The sequence below is a fragment of the Dactylosporangium sp. NPDC006015 genome, from assembly GCF_040614215.1.
Lineage (GTDB): Bacteria > Actinomycetota > Actinomycetes > Mycobacteriales > Micromonosporaceae > Dactylosporangium > Dactylosporangium maewongense.
This window is the reverse complement of the sequence record NZ_JBEXUD010000034.1, coordinates 1-14,112: the sequence shown is the minus strand read 5'-3', so window position 1 is coordinate 14,112 and position 14,112 is coordinate 1. Positions and strand designations below refer to the sequence as shown.

Annotated in this window: 16 protein-coding genes and 1 pseudogene; 8 read left to right on the top strand and 9 right to left on the bottom strand. The window is 71.5% G+C overall.

Annotated elements, in window-relative coordinates:
• Positions 1-67 precede the first annotated feature (67 nt).
• A complete protein-coding gene (locus tag ABZ321_RS40830; protein ID WP_354901046.1) occupies positions 68-1,018 on the top strand; it encodes a chlorophyllase in 951 nt (316 codons plus the stop codon).
• On the opposite strand, the gene ABZ321_RS40825 is transcribed toward ABZ321_RS40830, so the two are convergent.
• The 3 genes from ABZ321_RS40825 to ABZ321_RS40815 all read right to left on the bottom strand — a co-directional run bounded on the left by ABZ321_RS40825 (position 1,015) and on the right by ABZ321_RS40815 (position 3,845).
• Positions 1,015-1,323: an STAS domain-containing protein gene (locus ABZ321_RS40825; RefSeq protein WP_344511548.1), complete on the bottom strand. Its 309-nt coding sequence runs from the start codon at positions 1,321-1,323 to the stop codon at positions 1,015-1,017. The two genes, ABZ321_RS40830 and ABZ321_RS40825, sit on opposite strands and share 4 nt — an antisense overlap.
• Positions 1,324-1,362: 39 nt before the next feature.
• Entirely contained in the window at positions 1,363-2,547 is a 1,185-nt protein-coding gene (locus ABZ321_RS40820) for an MFS transporter (protein WP_354901146.1), read from the bottom strand.
• Positions 2,548-2,621: 74 nt separating this feature from the next.
• Complete coding sequence (locus ABZ321_RS40815) at positions 2,622-3,845, bottom strand: MFS transporter (protein WP_354901044.1); 1,224 nt, start codon at positions 3,843-3,845, stop codon at positions 2,622-2,624.
• A gap of 63 nt (positions 3,846-3,908) precedes the next feature.
• Between ABZ321_RS40815 and ABZ321_RS40810 the strand changes: the two genes are divergently transcribed.
• Positions 3,909-4,661, top strand: coding sequence for a phosphoglyceromutase (locus ABZ321_RS40810; protein ID WP_344511552.1), 753 nt, complete (start codon positions 3,909-3,911; stop codon positions 4,659-4,661).
• Between the two features lie 55 nt (positions 4,662-4,716).
• On the opposite strand, the gene phoU is transcribed toward ABZ321_RS40810, so the two are convergent.
• On the bottom strand, positions 4,717-5,373 hold the full coding sequence (phoU, locus tag ABZ321_RS40805) for a phosphate signaling complex protein PhoU (protein ID WP_344511554.1): 657 nt from the start codon (positions 5,371-5,373) through the stop codon (positions 4,717-4,719).
• 217 nt (positions 5,374-5,590) lie between these two features.
• Between phoU and ABZ321_RS40800 the strand changes: the two are divergent.
• Both ABZ321_RS40800 and ABZ321_RS40795 read left to right on the top strand, forming a co-directional pair.
• Positions 5,591-6,637, top strand: a pseudogene (locus ABZ321_RS40800) (ATP-binding protein); the annotation flags it as partial.
• 77 nt (positions 6,638-6,714) lie between these two features.
• Positions 6,715-7,398, top strand: a complete 684-nt coding sequence (locus tag ABZ321_RS40795) for a response regulator transcription factor (protein WP_344511556.1) — start codon at positions 6,715-6,717, stop codon at positions 7,396-7,398.
• 19 nt (positions 7,399-7,417) lie between these two features.
• On the opposite strand, the gene ABZ321_RS40790 is transcribed toward ABZ321_RS40795, so the two are convergent.
• Together ABZ321_RS40790 and ABZ321_RS40785 are read right to left on the bottom strand one after the other, a co-directional pair.
• Positions 7,418-8,047 carry a PilZ domain-containing protein gene (locus ABZ321_RS40790; RefSeq protein WP_344511558.1) on the bottom strand — a complete coding sequence of 210 codons (630 nt, stop codon included), beginning with the start codon at positions 8,045-8,047 and terminating at the stop codon, positions 7,418-7,420.
• 45 nt (positions 8,048-8,092) lie between these two features.
• Positions 8,093-8,740 carry an acyltransferase gene (locus ABZ321_RS40785; RefSeq protein WP_344511560.1) on the bottom strand — a complete coding sequence of 216 codons (648 nt, stop codon included), beginning with the start codon at positions 8,738-8,740 and terminating at the stop codon, positions 8,093-8,095.
• A 92-nt stretch (positions 8,741-8,832) separates the two neighbouring features.
• Here ABZ321_RS40785 and ABZ321_RS40780 point away from each other — a divergent pair, with 92 nt between their 5' ends.
• Positions 8,833-9,045, top strand: a complete 213-nt coding sequence (locus ABZ321_RS40780) for a hypothetical protein (RefSeq protein ID WP_344511561.1) — start codon at positions 8,833-8,835, stop codon at positions 9,043-9,045.
• 28 nt (positions 9,046-9,073) lie between these two features.
• Here ABZ321_RS40780 and ABZ321_RS40775 read toward each other — a convergent pair whose 3' ends face one another.
• Positions 9,074-9,907 carry a hypothetical protein gene (locus ABZ321_RS40775; protein ID WP_344511563.1) on the bottom strand — a complete coding sequence of 278 codons (834 nt, stop codon included), beginning with the start codon at positions 9,905-9,907 and terminating at the stop codon, positions 9,074-9,076.
• A 43-nt stretch (positions 9,908-9,950) separates the two neighbouring features.
• Here ABZ321_RS40775 and ABZ321_RS40770 point away from each other — a divergent pair, with 43 nt between their 5' ends.
• The gene (locus ABZ321_RS40770; protein WP_344511565.1) at positions 9,951-10,880 is read left to right on the top strand and encodes a Ppx/GppA phosphatase family protein; all 930 of its coding nucleotides are present in this window, start codon (positions 9,951-9,953) and stop codon (positions 10,878-10,880) included.
• A 40-nt stretch (positions 10,881-10,920) separates the two neighbouring features.
• Positions 10,921-11,736 carry a sugar phosphate isomerase/epimerase family protein gene (locus ABZ321_RS40765; RefSeq protein ID WP_344511567.1) on the top strand — a complete coding sequence of 272 codons (816 nt, stop codon included), beginning with the start codon at positions 10,921-10,923 and terminating at the stop codon, positions 11,734-11,736.
• 184 nt (positions 11,737-11,920) lie between these two features.
• Here the strand turns inward: ABZ321_RS40765 and ABZ321_RS40760 are convergent, their stop codons facing one another.
• Both ABZ321_RS40760 and ABZ321_RS40755 read right to left on the bottom strand, forming a co-directional pair.
• Complete coding sequence (locus ABZ321_RS40760) at positions 11,921-12,121, bottom strand: cold-shock protein (protein ID WP_344511569.1); 201 nt, start codon at positions 12,119-12,121, stop codon at positions 11,921-11,923.
• Positions 12,122-12,324: 203 nt separating this feature from the next.
• Positions 12,325-12,912 (bottom strand): CGNR zinc finger domain-containing protein, encoded by a 588-nt coding sequence (locus tag ABZ321_RS40755; protein WP_344511571.1) that lies wholly within the window; start codon positions 12,910-12,912, stop codon positions 12,325-12,327.
• Positions 12,913-12,990: 78 nt separating this feature from the next.
• Between ABZ321_RS40755 and ABZ321_RS40750 the strand changes: the two genes are divergently transcribed.
• A complete protein-coding gene (locus ABZ321_RS40750; protein ID WP_354901039.1) occupies positions 12,991-13,911 on the top strand; it encodes a proline dehydrogenase family protein in 921 nt (306 codons plus the stop codon).
• Positions 13,912-14,112: the final 201 nt, after the last annotated feature.

Below are 14,112 nucleotides of genomic sequence, written 5' to 3'. Positions count from 1 at the left end.
CGGTCTCTTGCTCGTCGTCACGTTGGCCGGCTGCGGCGCGAAGACCGACGCATCGGCGAATCCGGAAATGTCCGTATCCGCGGACGCGAACGCGGGCGAGGATGCCGCGAGCGGGGACGCCGTCGCCGCCCTGGCCGCCGCCGGGGCCGCGCCCTCCGGGTCCGCGTCGGCCGCCGCCTCGAAGAGCGCCGCGCCGCCCGCCGTGAAGGCGCCCACCCAGACGTTCGCCGTCGGGGTCAGCCAGTTCACGTTCAGCCGCGCCGGCCGCACGCTGCGCACCCTGGTCTTCTACCCGGCGATCGGGGCGGCCGGCGGCTCGCCGAAGAGCAACGCGGGTGTCGCCGCGGGCAGGTTCCCCCTGGTCCTGTGGAGCCACGGCCTGCACGGCTCGCCGGAGGGCTACCAGGGCGTCACCGCGAAGATCGCCGCCGCCGGGTTCGTCGTCGCGGCGCCGGCCTACCCGTTCACCAACTCCGCGGCGAACCCGTTCAACCAGAACGACATGGGCAACCAGCCCGCCGACGCGTCCGCCGTGATCACCGAGGTGCTCAAGCTCGACACGAAGGCCGGCGCCGCGCTCGCCGGTCACATCGAGACCGGCCGGGTCGCCGCGGGCGGCCACTCGGCGGGCGGCTACACGACCGCCGGCATGCTGTCCGGCTCGGGCCGCGACGCCCGGCTCAAGGGCGGCATCATCGTCTCCGGCGGCGGCATGGGCGGGAAGTTCAGCGGCGCCGCCACGCCGGTGCTGTTCATCCACGGCGACGCCGACGGCACCGTCCCCTACAGCAGCGGCCGCGGCCTGTACGACGGCTGCAGCTGGCCCAAGGCGTTCCTGACGCTGCTGGGCGGCGACCACGGCGGCGGGCTGTTCGGCTCGGCACCGGCCAACCAGGCCGTGTCCAGGACGATGCTCGACTTCCTGCGGTACACCCTCTACAGCGACGGCGCCGCGAAGGGCCGGCTCCGCGCCGATGCCACCGTCAGCGGCGCCGCCAGGTACGACGGGACGCTCTAGCTGAGCGCGAAGACGGGCAGCAGGCCGGTCAGCCGCAGCTGCGCGTAGGCGAGGGGGCGCGGGTTGCGCAGGCTCAGCGTGCAGCCGGTCTCCTTGGCGAGCTTCCAGCAGCCGACCAGCGCGCCGATCCCGGCGGAGTCGAGCACCGTCACGCCGGCCAGGTCCACCACCAGCGCCCCCGGCCGGAAGACGGGCAGCACCGCCCGCACCGCTTCGGAAAGGTGGTCGCGGGTGGCGAGGTCGAGCTCCCCGTCGAGCCGGATGACGACCGTGCCGGGGTCCGGCGCCTCGAGCTTCGCCGTCAAACCGTCCACTTCGCCCCCTGTCACGTCGAAGGGCGGCGTCTACCCCGCTACCGGCACCGCTAAACGCTCCTTCTCGGCCTGAGCGACCCGGCGCTCCCGGGCCGGCTGGATCAGCAGGTGACCGGCGGCGGCGAGCGCGCCGAGCCCGCCGCAGATCACCCAGTGCCAGTCGCCGAGGAACTCCAGGCTCACGCCGCCGGCCGCGGGCGCGATGAAGCTCGCCGCCGGGAAGATCAGGTAGAAGACGCTCTGGTACCGCCCGCGCAGTGCCTCCGGCGACAGCTCCGCGATGACGGCCGCGTTCGGTGGCGCGGCGAGCATCGAGCCGATCGTCCAGACGGTCGCCGCGACCAGGTAGCCGGGCACACCGGAGGCGAGCGCGACGCAGCTGAAGCCGAGCCCGAGGAACACGTTGGCGACGGCGAGCGTGGTGCCCTTGCGCCAGCGGTCGATGAGCTTCGGCACGAAGAGCTGCCCGGCGACGATGAGCAGGCCGGCGTAGGCGACGACCGAGCCGTACACGGTCGGCCGCAGCCCGTCGGCGTTGATCGCGAGGGGCAGGATCGTCGAGCTCTGCATGGTGACGACGGCCAGCAGCAGGCTCAGCCCGACGAACGCCAGGTACGCCCGGTCGGTCAGCGCCGTGTGCAGCCCGCCCTTGGCCGGCCCGCCCATCGTCCGCGTCGCGGGCCTGGTCTCGTGGACCTTCCACAGCAGCAGCACGGCGGTGACCAGCGTGCCGGCGGCGTCGACGGCGAACAGCAGCGGGAAGCTCACCTCGGCGAGCGCGCCGGCGATGACGGACGCCGCGGCCATGCCCAGGTTCATCGCCCAGAACTGCAGGTTGAACCCGCGGTTGCGGTCGGCGGCGGGGACCACGTCGACGATCGCCGCGACGAACGCGGGGCCCGGCATGGAGTGCATGAGCCCGAGCAGCGCGGCCAGGGCGGCGATCGCGGGGATGTCCCGGGTCAGGGCCAGCCCGCCGACGAACGCCGCCGCGCCGAAGTGAGCCAGCAGGAGCGTCGGCCGGCGCCCCCACCGGTCGGCGAGCACGCCGCCGAGCAGGACGCCGGCGATCCCGCCGATGCCGTAGAGGCCGACGACCAGCCCCGCGGCGCCGGGCTTCATGCCGCGGTCGGCGGTGAGGTACAGCGAGAGCACCAGCGCGACGAACCCGCCGACGCGGTTGATGAGCATGCCGGTCCAGAGGTACCAGTACATCCTCGGCAGACCACCGATCGTGGACCGGTACCACACGCGCACGTTTGCTCCAGAATTGTTAATGCTCTTTACAGTTAGATCTTAGCCAACTCGACCGGCGCCTCCGCGGCGGCGGTGACCTCGGTCACCCGGCGCTCCCGGGCGGGCGCGGCGAGCAGGCTCCACGCCCCGGCGGCCAGGCCCAGCCCGAGGCAGCCCAGCCACAGCGCGGTGTTGCCGGCGAGCTCGCGGACCGCGCCGCCGAGCGTCGGCGCCAGGAACGACGCCGCCTGCCACGACAGCCCGTAAGCGCCCTGGTAGCGGCCCCGCATGTCGACCGGTGACAGCCCGGCCAGCAGCGCGGCGTTGGACGGGGCGTTGAGCATCTCGCCGACCGTCCAGAGCAGCACGGTCGCGCCGTACCAGGCGGGGGTGTGCGCGAGCGCGGTGAGGCCGAAGCCGACCCCCATGACCACGGCGGCGACCGGCGCGACGAGCGCCTCGCGGCGGGTGGCGAGCAGGCGGGTGACGAGCGGCTGGCCGAGCACGATGAGGACGCCGTTGAGCGCGATCACCACGCCGAACGTGCGCGGGCTCAGCCCGTCGTCGATCATGGCGATCGGCAGCATCGCCATGTGCTGGAGCAGCAGGAGCGCGATGAGCAGGTTGCACACGACGAACCCGAGGAACACCCGGTCGCGGCCGAGCGTGCCCAGGCCGGACCGCTGCTCGGTCCTCGCCGTCGTCGCGGGCCTCGTCTCGCGGATCCGCACCGCGATGAGGACCGCCGCGGCGCCGGTCGTCGCGGCGTCGGCGAGGAACAGCGTCAGGTAGCCGCTGCCGGCGGCGAACCCGGCGAGGATCGCCGCGGTCGCGAAGCCGAGGTTGATCGCCCAGAAGTACACGGAGAAGGCCCGGCCGCGGTCGGACGCCGGCACCAGGTCGGCGATCATCGCGCCGAGCGGCGGGCGGGCGCCCTCGGCGGCGATCCCCAGCGCGAGCGCGCCGGCCATGATCGCGGGCCGGCTGTGCGCCAGCCCCAGGACCACCATGAGCACCGACGCGGAGCCCATCGCCAGCAGGACCGTCGGCCGCCGCCCCCACCTGTCGGTCAGGTGGCCGGCGCCGGTGACGCCGATCGCGCCGCCGAGCCCGTAGAGCCCGAGGACGAACCCGGCCGTGGACTCGCTGAACCCGCGCTCCGTCGTCAGGTAGATCGTCAGGAAGATGCCGACGAACCCGCCGGCACGGTTGATCAGGGTGGCGGTCCAGACGACCCAGAACTGGGACGGTAACCGTTTTTGTAAGCTGCGCGGCACGCCCGCATCCTTACATTGGAGGTCCGGTGCTGTCGAAGTGATTCAGTGCGGGAAGATTGCGGCATGAGTGAAGTCGGGACACTGGTGCTCTTGCGGCACGGTGAGAGCGAGTGGAACGCGAAGAACCTGTTCACCGGCTGGGTCGACGTGGACCTCAGCGCCCAAGGAGAGGCCGAGGCCCGCAGGGGCGGCGAGCTGCTCCGTGAGTCCGGTCTGCTGCCGGATGTGGTGCACACGTCAGTGCTGCGCCGTGCCATCCGCACCAGCGAGATCGCCCTGCACGCCGCCGACCGGCACTGGATCCCGGTCCAGCGCAGCTGGCGGCTCAACGAGCGGCACTACGGTGCCCTGCAGGGCAAGAACAAGAAGCAGACGCTCGAGGAGTTCGGCGAGGAGCAGTTCATGCTCTGGCGCCGCTCCTACGACGTGCCGCCGCCGCCGATCGCCGACGACGACGAATGGTCGCAGGCCTCCGACCCGCGCTACGCGAACCTGACGCCGGACATCCGTCCGAGCACCGAGTGCCTCAAGGACGTCGTGCAGCGCATGCTGCCGTACTGGTACGACCAGATCGTGCCGCAGCTGCTCGCCGGCCGCACCGTGCTGGTCGCGGCGCACGGCAACTCGCTGCGCGCCCTGGTGAAGCACCTCGACGGCATCTCCGACGAGGCCATCGCCAAGCTCAACATCCCGACCGGCATCCCGCTGCGCTACGACCTCGACGCGGCGCTGCGGCCGGTCACGGCCGGCGGCACCTACCTGGACCCGGAGGCGGCCAAGGAGGCCGCGGCCGCGGTCGCCAACCAGGGCCGGTAACTGCTCACATACAGAAAGAGGGGGCCGCGGAAGCGGCCCCCTCTTCTCGTGGGTCTCAGGCTTGCGTGGAGTCGAACGACTCGCCCGTGACGAGGAACACGACGTGACGGCCGGCGTTGACGGCGTGGTCGGCGTAGCGCTCGTAGAAGCGGCCCAGCAGCGCGGTGTCGACCGCGGCCTGCGTGCTCTCGGTCCACTTCGGGCCGAACATCGTCTCGAACAGGCTGGTGTGCAGCCGGTCCATCTCGTCGTCGTCGCGGTCCAGCTGGCCGGCGGCGACCACGTCGAGGTTGGAGATCGCGCGGGAGATCTTGCCGGCGATCCGGTCGGCGACCGTGCCCATCTCCTCGAACGTCGCGATCAGCGGCTCCGGCACCGCCACCTCGGGCAGCCGGCGCAGCGCCGTCTTCGCGACGTGGTCGGCGAGGTCGCCCATGCGCTCGAGGTCCGCCGCGAGGTGCAGCGCGGTCAGCACGACCCGCAGGTCGGAGGCGACCGGCGCCTGGCGGGCGCAGAGGTCGTAGACCTTGTCCTCGACGAGCCGGTAGAGGGCGTTGACCTCCGCGTCGCGGGCCACGACCTCCTCGGCGTCGGTCTGGTCGGCGGTGAGCAGCGCCTTCGTGGCACGGATCATCGCGCTGCGGACGGCGTCCGCCATCGAAACCAGTAGACGGTTGACCTGCAGCAGGTCGGCACGGTATTCGTCGCGCATGGTTCTCCTATCGTGGTGTCCCTCACGGTAGGTCCCGCACCGGCGCATCCGGTGAACTTCATCCCGCGCGAGAGTGAACACTGGGTGATGTGAGCCCGTTTCGTGCCCTGGACCACCGTCCGTCGGGTAAGCGACCTCCTACCATCAGGTCGTGGATTGGAAGTTCCGGCAGTCGAAGGCCGACAGCGCGGCGATGGGCTCGGCCATGACCGAGATCCTCGACGCCCTCCTGGTCGGTGTCGTCGTGCTCGACGACACCGACCAGCCTGTGCTGGTCAACGCGGCTGCCCGCGAGATGGGCCTGGTCCGGCAGCGCCAGGGCGCGGCGGAGGAGGCGCACACCATCGTGCGCAGCCTCGCCACCCAGGTCCGGCGCAACGGGGTGACCCGCGTCGTCGAGCTCGACCTGCCCCGACTCACCCACGGCGACCCGCTCGGCGTCAACGTGCGGGCGGTGGCGCTGGACGGCGGCCGGGTCGCGATCGAGGCGACCGATGTCACCGAGGCGCACCGGGTCGCCCGGGTCCGGCGCGACTTCGTCGCCAACGTCAGCCACGAGCTCAAGACCCCGGTCGGCGCCCTGCAGCTGCTCGCCGAGGCGCTGCTGGACGCCACCGACAAGGACCCGGCGGCCGCGATCCGGTTCGCGGAGCGGATCAAGCACGAGTCGGCCCGGCTCGGCCGGCTCGTCTCCGAGCTGCTGGAGCTGTCGCGCCTGCAGGGCGCCGAGCCCCTGCCGGAGCCGGAGCCCGTCGAGGTCGACAAGATCGTCGCCGAGGTGCTGGACCGGACGAAGACGCCCGGCTCCGCGAAGCACATCGAGGTCGCGTCGAGCGGCACCCGCGGGCTGACCGTCTACGGCAACGAGAACCAGCTCGTCACCGCCGTGGTGAACCTGGTGGAGAACGCGATCGCCTACTCCCCGGAGAACACCACGGTCAGCCTGTCGACCCGGGTCCTGACGGACGCCGACGCCAGCTACGTCGAGATCGCGGTCGAGGACCAGGGCATCGGCATCGAGCCGCGTGACATCGACCGGATCTTCGAGCGCTTCTTCCGGGCCGACCGGGCCCGGTCCCGCGCGACCGGTGGCACCGGCCTCGGCCTGGCGATCGTCAAGCACATCGCGACCAACCACGGCGGCCGGGTTGACGTGGTCAGCACGGTCGGAGTTGGCTCGACGTTCACCTTGCGGCTCCCCGCGCGTCCGACAGATGCCGCGCTGGCGCTACCGCCGTCCGTTGAGATCGGAGGCACCCCATGATTGTGACCCAATCGCAACATCAGACCCGCGGTTCGCAGCGCAGTGCGGCTCCCCGGCAACTACGAAAGGACAGCACGTTGGCGCGCGTACTCGTGGTCGAGGACGAAGAGTCCATTTCGGACCCGTTGTCGTACATGCTCCGCAGGGAAGGTTTCGAGGTCTCCATCGCGGCGACCGGCACCGAGGCCCTCACGGAGTTCGACCGCACGGGGGCGGACATCGTCCTGCTCGACCTGATGCTGCCGGAGATGTCGGGCACCGAGGTCTGCCGCCAGATGCGGACCAAGTCCAACGTGCCGATCATCATGATCACGGCCCGGGACAGTGAGATCGACAAGGTCGTCGGCCTGGAGATCGGCGCCGACGACTACGTCACGAAGCCGTACTCGCCCCGCGAGCTGGTCGCCCGCATCCGCGCCGTGCTGCGCCGGCAGGTCGACACGGTCGGCGAGCTGGCCCCGCCGACGCTGTCCGCGGGCCCGGTCCGCATGGACGTCGACCGGCACGTCGTCACCGTCGCCGGCGACGCGGTCCAGCTGCCGCTGAAGGAGTTCGAGCTGCTCGAGCTGCTGCTGCGCAACGCAGGCCGGGTCCTCACCCGCGGCCAGCTGATCGACCGGGTCTGGGGCGCCGACTACGTCGGCGACACGAAGACGCTCGACGTGCACGTCAAGCGGCTGCGCTCGAAGATCGAGCCGGAGCCGTCGGCGCCGCGCTTCATCGTCACCGTGCGCGGCCTCGGCTACAAGTTCGAGCCGTAGGAAGCTGCCGGGCCCCGGCTCACCCGGCGTTCGCGACGGACTCGCGGGCCCGGCGGCGCTCCTCCATCTCGCGGCGCAGGACGTAGCCGCGGATCGCCCGTCCCATGTTCTCGGACGTCTCGTACGTGATGATGACGTCGAACGCGTCGTTCTCCGGGTCGCGGCGGACGAAGAGCACCGTGCCGCGGATCGCGATCGTCTCGTCGTCGAGCGCGATCCGCAGGTCGACCCGGTCGTCGCGCTCGAAGCGGTCCTCGTGCAGGCGGCACCGCACGCCGCCCTCGGACAGGTCGATGACCCGCCCGCGGAACACGGTGCCGTCCTTGCCGACCTCGACGTTCTCGCCGCCCCCGCCGCGCACGTAGTTGCGCCGGGTCTGCAGCCGCACCGAGCTGACGGCCTCCAGGCTCCAGCGCGGCGGGTGCTCCTTGCTCAGCTCGACCAGCCGGACGTCGACGGCCTGCCGCCGGTCGCCCGCCACCCACGCCAGCTCGACGGAGGTGCCGAGCTTCGGCATGTCGGCGCCGTTGACGCCGAACGGCGCGGCGACGGTCAGCCGCTTGCCGGTCACGTCCTCGACGCGGGACTGATAGGCCTCGCCGTCCATCAGCACCACGTCGACCAGAGCGTTGATCGCGGGCAGGGTCACGATTACACGTTCGGCCGATCGGCCGCCGACTTGAGTGCCGGGGTGCTACGAGTCCAGTGCCTCGCGCCACTCGTACGGCTTCGCGAAGTGGCCGGGGGCGCAGACCAGCTCCGACGTCTTGCGCTTCTCGCGCGCCGGGCTGCCCGCGACCACGGTGTCCGGGGCCACGTCCCGGGTCACCACCGACCCGGCGCCGACCAGCGCCCGGGCCCCGATCCGGACACCGGGCAGGATCGTCGCGTTGCCGCCGATCGAGGCGTCGTCCTCGACCGTGGCCCCGCCGACGCACTCGTCGTAGCGCGGGCACGGCGGGTGCGGGTCGTCGGTGAAGACCACGCCCGGGCCGAGGAACACCCGGCGGCCGAGCGTCACGTTCTCCAGGAAGCAGTGCGAGTGGACCCGGCTGCCGTCGCCGATCCGGTTGCCCGGCTCCAGCACCGCGTTGGTGCCCACCGAACAGCCGTCGCCGATGACGTTGTTCTCCCGGATCATCGCGCCGTGCCCGGACTGGAACCGGGCCCCGATCCGCGCCCCGGCGTAGATCACCGTCCCGGACCTGATCCGGCTCCCCGGCCCGATGATCGTCGGCAGTTCGCCGGGTGCCGCGCCGCGCGGCGGCACCCCGATCCGCGCACCTGGCTCCACCACGGTGCCCTCACCCAGCTCAACCCCGGGGAAGATCTCTTCGGTCACCGGATGAACCTATTGCACCGCGGGCCGGTTCGACCGCCGGGTTCGGGCGTTGTCACACACCGGACACCCCGCGACCCGTAGCGTTTCCTGGGGTGCGCAGCTTCAACTCCGGCCCCGCCGGGACGCTCATGATGCTGGTCGGCGTGATCCTCGCGATCAGCTCGACCTGGACCGCCATCGCCCGCACGGGCTGGGCCGCGGCCGTCCCCAGCATCCTCATCGGGCTGTCCATGACCGCCGTGGGCTACTCCCTCTTCGCGAGGTCCCGCCGCACCCGCTCGGAGTCCAGCTCCGACGACGACTGAGCCCCGGCCGCTGGTCCTGTGGCTGAGGTCAGGACTTGCGGGTCGGCAGGAGGGTCAGGGCGACCGTCGTCGCCGGGTGGGGAGCGACCATGCCCTGCCGGGCGCGCTCCGCACACAGCTCGGCGAGCTTCGCGTAGGCGGCACGGCCGATGAGGGCGACGAGCTCCGCCTCGTACTCCTGGTAGAGCCGCTTCGCGCCGACGTGCGCCTCGGGGGAGGACGTGCACCACCAGTGCAGGTCGTGGCCGCCCTCGCCCCAGCCGCGGCGGTCGAACTCGCCGAGGGTGGAGACGAGGACCTTGGTGCCGTCGGGGCGCTTGCGCCAGTCCTGGTCCCGCCGCACGGGCAGCTGCCAGCACACGTCGGGCTTGTACTCCAGCGGGTGCACGCCGTCGCGGAGAGCCTGGCCGTGCAGGGCGCAGCCGCCACCGCCGGCGAAGTCGGTGTCGTTCTGGAAGACGCAGCCGGCGCCGGGGCGGGTCGCGGTGCGCAGGGCCTTCGACTCGCCGTCGATGGTGTCCCACTCGGTGTAGTTCTTGAAGCCGCGGCGGTAGTGCTGCCAGTGCTCCGGGGTGAGGCGCTTCGCGGCGGCGCGGACCCGCTTCTCGTCGTCGTCGTCGGTGAAGAACGCGCCGTGCGAGCAGCAGCCCTCCTCGGCCTTGCCCTCGATGATGCCGTGGCAGCCCTGCCCGTAGACACAGGTCCAGTTCGACAGCAGCCAGGTGAGGTCGGCGCGCACGAGGTGGTCGGCGTCCGCGGGGTCGGTGAACTCCAGGAACTCCCGCGGGAAGTCGAGATCGACCTCGAGGTCGCGCGGCGTCTCTGGCTCGCCGGTGCCGTCGACCGCGACGTGAATCTCCATTTGGTGAAGCGTACGCGTCCCGTCACGGCATTACGGTGAAGGGATGCGGCTCGGTGTGCTGGATGTCGGCTCGAACACGGTCCACCTGCTGGTGGTCGACGCGCACCATGGCGCCCATCCGTGGCCCGCACACTCGCAGAAGGCGGAGCTGCGGCTCGCCGAGAAGATCGGGACCAACGGGGAGCTGACCAAGGCCGGCGCCGACAGCCTGGTGGCGGCGTGCGCCGAGGCCCGCGACGCGGCGTCCGCCCTGGAGACCGACGACCTTCTGGCGTTCGCGACGTCGGCGGTTCGGGACGCGAAGAACTCCGCGCGGGTCCTGCGGCGGGTCCGCGAGGAGACGGGCGTCGACCTGCAGGTCCTGTCCGGCGAGGCCGAGGCGATCATGACCTTCCTGGCGGTGCGCCGCTGGTTCGGCTGGTCGGCGGGGCGGCTGCTGGTCATGGACATCGGCGGCGGCTCGCTGGAGCTGGCGACCGGCATCGACGAGGAGCCTGACGTGGCGCTGTCCGTGCCGCTCGGCGCGGGACGGCTGACCCGCGAGCGACTCGACGGCGACCCGCCGGCCAGGGCCTCCGTCGAGGCGCTGTGCGAATACGCCGAGGCCGAGATCGCCAGGCCGGCGAAGCGGCTGATGGAGGCCGGCTGGGACCGGCCGGTGGCGACCTCGAAGACGTTCCGGACCCTGGCCCGCCTGGCCGGCGCCGCGCCGTCGTCCGCGGGGCCGCGGGCGCCGCGGAAGCTGACCAGGGTGGGGCTGCACCAGGTGCTGTCGTTCATCCGCAGGATGCCGTCGGCGGCCCTGGCCGAGATCGACGGGGTCAGCCCGGGCCGCGCCCACCAGATCCTCGCCGGCGCGGTCGTCGCCGAGGTCACGATGCGCACCCTCGGGATCGACGAGGTCGAGATCTGTCCCTGGGCGCTGCGCGAAGGGGTGATTCTTCGCCGGCTGGAAGTGCTGGAGTCGAGTTGATCGACAGGAGACGCTACCCGGCTGGGGCTAGCCTGGGGGAGTGAGTCATCGAGTGCCGGTGCTGCTGTCCACGTCGTCAGTCTTCCCCGAGCCGACCGCGGCCGGGTTCGAGATGGCGGCCGCCGTCGGGTATGACGGCGTCGAGGTGATGGTCTGGTCCGATGCGGTGAGCCAGGACGCGGGCGCGCTCGCGGGCCTGTCGAAGCACTACGGCGTGCCGGTCGGCTCGGTGCACGCGCCGTGCCTGATGGTGACCCAGCGGGTGTGGAGCCCCGACCCGTGGGAGCGGCTGCGGCGGGCCGCGGTGCTCGCCGACACGCTCGGCGCGCCGGTCGTGGTGGTGCACCCGCCGTTCGCCTGGCAGCGCGACTACGCGCGGACCTTCAGCAGCGGCCTGGCCAAGCTCGGCAAGGCGTTCCCGGGCATCCGGTTCGCGGTGGAGAACATGTTCCCGCTGCGGGGCGTCGGGCGGGAGTTCGTCCCGTACGCGCCGGGCTGGGACCCGACGATCACCGGCTTCGACGCGTACACCCTCGACCTCTCGCACTGCGCGGCCTCCCGGACCGACGCGATCGGGCTCGCCGACACGATGGGCGCGGGGCTGGCCCACGTGCACCTCGGCGACGGCACCGGCAAGGGCCGCGACGAGCACCTGGTGCCCGGCCGGGGCACCCAGCCGTGCGCGCAGCTGCTGGGGTCGCTGGAGCGGCGTGGGTTCACCGGGTCGGTCGCGGTCGAGGTCGGCACCCGCAAGGCGAGCAGCCGCGCCGACCGCGAGGCGGACCTGGCGGAGTCCCTGCACTTCGCCCGCCGGCACCTGGCCACCACCCCCACCGTCGAACCGAGCAAGGTGTAACAAGGCCGACCGCCCTCGCCCCGTTCCCCCGGATAAGTCCGGCGCGAGCGCCAGACTTATCCGATTTTTCGTATTTGTCGGGTGGGAGCCGGCAATCGCCGGCTGAGGGGGGTTGGGCAGGGCCGAGTCGACAGGCAGGAAAAAGCCCGGCACGCCAATGCGCGCCGGGCCGTGAAGTCGCCGGTCAGAGCTTGCGGACGGATTCGGCCTGAGGGCCTTTCGGACCCTGCTTGATCTCGAACTCGACGCGCTGGTTCTCGTCGAGGCTACGGTAGCCGTCCTCGGCGATGGCGGAGAAGTGGACGAAGACGTCGTTGCCGCCGTCGACACTGATGAAGCCGAAGCCCTTTTCAGCGTTGAACCACTTCACGGTTCCCTGTGCCATGGTGCTGTTTCTCCTTCGTAGGGCGTCGTGATCCGGTGCGGGACCCCGGTGTCGAGCGCCGCGAACTGGTGCCACGACCCAACATCGCCCTACCCGCATGTCCGACTTTACCCGTTAAATCGGATTGGTCGGGCACGCGGTGAAGCGAACCACAACACGCAAGATATGCCGAAGTTGGCGGCGTGTGTGGCCGTTTCGCGCAGTTACGCGGTCACGACCGCCCGATCGGCCTCGCCCACCCCTACCTGCGACGGTGCGAGTGTGGCGCCCGTTTCGGCGGCACGCTTGCGGGCCCGGTGTGCCGCGACGTGCGACCTGGTCGCACACCGCTCCGAGCAGAACCGTCGGCAGCAGTTGGACGACGTGTCCAGGTAGACGTTGCCGCAGCGCTCGTCCGCACAGACGCCGAACCTGGAGCTGCCGTGCTCGCACAGCCACACCGCCAGGCCCCACGCCGCGCCGGCGAGCAGCTCCGAGCTGACCGAGGACCCGCGACCGGTGACGTGCATGTGCCAGTCGTGGGTGTCGTGACCGGAGATGCGCGGCTGCATGGGATAAACCTCCAGCAGCGCGTTGAGCTCGGCGACCGCCGCGACGTCCCGGCCGGACGAGCCGTGCTCGAACACCTCCCGCAGCCGCTTCCGGGCACGCCGGAACGCGATCAGATCGCGCTCCGTCGCCTCGGCGGTCTGCCAACTGTCCTCGCCGAACAGGGCGGCGAGATCCTGCATGCTTTCGAGCGGCGCGTTGACGATGTCGACGGCGGTCCGCGCATACGCGTCGAAGTCCACCCGACCAAGGTAGTCAAGAAATGCCACACTGGCGACCAGGCGTCACCGGAGTCGGGCGGTTCTGTCTACGCTCGGCACATGCTCAGATCGGTCATCCTCGCCGCCGCCCGCTCACATCGGGTCGAGCGGATCGTTGAAACCGCCCCGGTCAGCCGCAGCATCGTGCGCCGGTTCATCGCCGGAGAGCATGTGGAGGACGCGTTACAACGCACCCGCGAGCTCGTCGCCGCCGGACTTGCCGTCACCATCGACCACCTGGGGGAGGACACCACCAATCCCCAGCAGGCCGAGGCGACCCGGGAGGAATACCTGAAGCTGCTCGACGCCCTGCACGCCGCCGAGCTGACCCCCGCCGCCGAGGTGAGCCTGAAGCTGTCCGCCCTCGGCCAGGTCTTCGACGAGAAGGTCGCCTACGAGCACGCCCGCGCGATCTGCGCCAAGGCGAGCGAGGCCGGGACCACCGTCACCCTCGACGCCGAGGACCACACCACCACCGACTCGACCCTGGAGGTCCTCGGCCGGCTGCGCGCCGAGTTCCCCACCACCGGGGCCGTCGTCCAGTCGTACCTGCGCCGCACCGAGGCCGACTGCCGCGAGCTCGCCGTCACCGGCTCTCGGGTCCGGCTCTGCAAGGGCGCCTACAAGGAGCCCGAGTCGGTCGCCTACCAGTCCCGGCTGGAGGTCGACAAGTCGTACGTGCGCTGCCTCAACGTCCTGATGTCCGGCACCGGCTACCCGATGATCGCCACGCACGACCCGCGACTGGTCGCCATCGGCGAGGACCGGGCCAAGTGGTTCGACCGCAACCCCGACGAGTTCGAGATCCAGATGTTGTACGGCGTGCGCCCCGACGAGCAGCTGCGCCTCGCCCAACTCGGGTACACCGTGCGGGTCTACCTTCCGTACGGCACGCAGTGGTATGCGTACATGATGCGGCGCCTCGCCGAACGCCCCGCCAACCTCGGCTTCCTCGCCCGGGCGGTCAGTTCGCGCGGCTAGTCCGACATCTTGGGAGGTTACGGGCTTACTCAGCATCTCGTCCGTACGGGCGACGCGGCGCCTTGACCGGGTCGCGTACGTTCCGGCAGTGATGCAGGGGGATGAAGCCGACGCGCCGCACCGCACGGGACCGGGGACCACACCGGAGCCCGCGCCGTCCGACGCGCCGGCCCGCCCGCCGCTGCCCCGCCCGCGACCGGC

Bases quoted from the DNA above. Each gene is read 5' to 3' on its own strand.
- ABZ321_RS40830 (WP_354901046.1), top strand. From the start codon at position 68: ATGTCCGTATCCGCGGACGCGAACGCGGGCGAGGATGCCGCGAGCGGG.
- ABZ321_RS40820 (WP_354901146.1), bottom strand. From the start codon at position 2,547: ATGTACTGGTACCTCTGGACCGGCATGCTCATCAACCGCGTCGGCGGG.
- ABZ321_RS40810 (WP_344511552.1), top strand. From the start codon at position 3,909: ATGAGTGAAGTCGGGACACTGGTGCTCTTGCGGCACGGTGAGAGCGAG.
- phoU (WP_344511554.1), bottom strand. From the start codon at position 5,373: ATGCGCGACGAATACCGTGCCGACCTGCTGCAGGTCAACCGTCTACTG.
- ABZ321_RS40775 (WP_344511563.1), bottom strand. From the start codon at position 9,907: ATGGAGATTCACGTCGCGGTCGACGGCACCGGCGAGCCAGAGACGCCG.
- ABZ321_RS40770 (WP_344511565.1), top strand. From the start codon at position 9,951: ATGCGGCTCGGTGTGCTGGATGTCGGCTCGAACACGGTCCACCTGCTG.
- ABZ321_RS40760 (WP_344511569.1), bottom strand. From the start codon at position 12,121: ATGGCACAGGGAACCGTGAAGTGGTTCAACGCTGAAAAGGGCTTCGGC.
- ABZ321_RS40750 (WP_354901039.1), top strand. From the start codon at position 12,991: ATGCTCAGATCGGTCATCCTCGCCGCCGCCCGCTCACATCGGGTCGAG.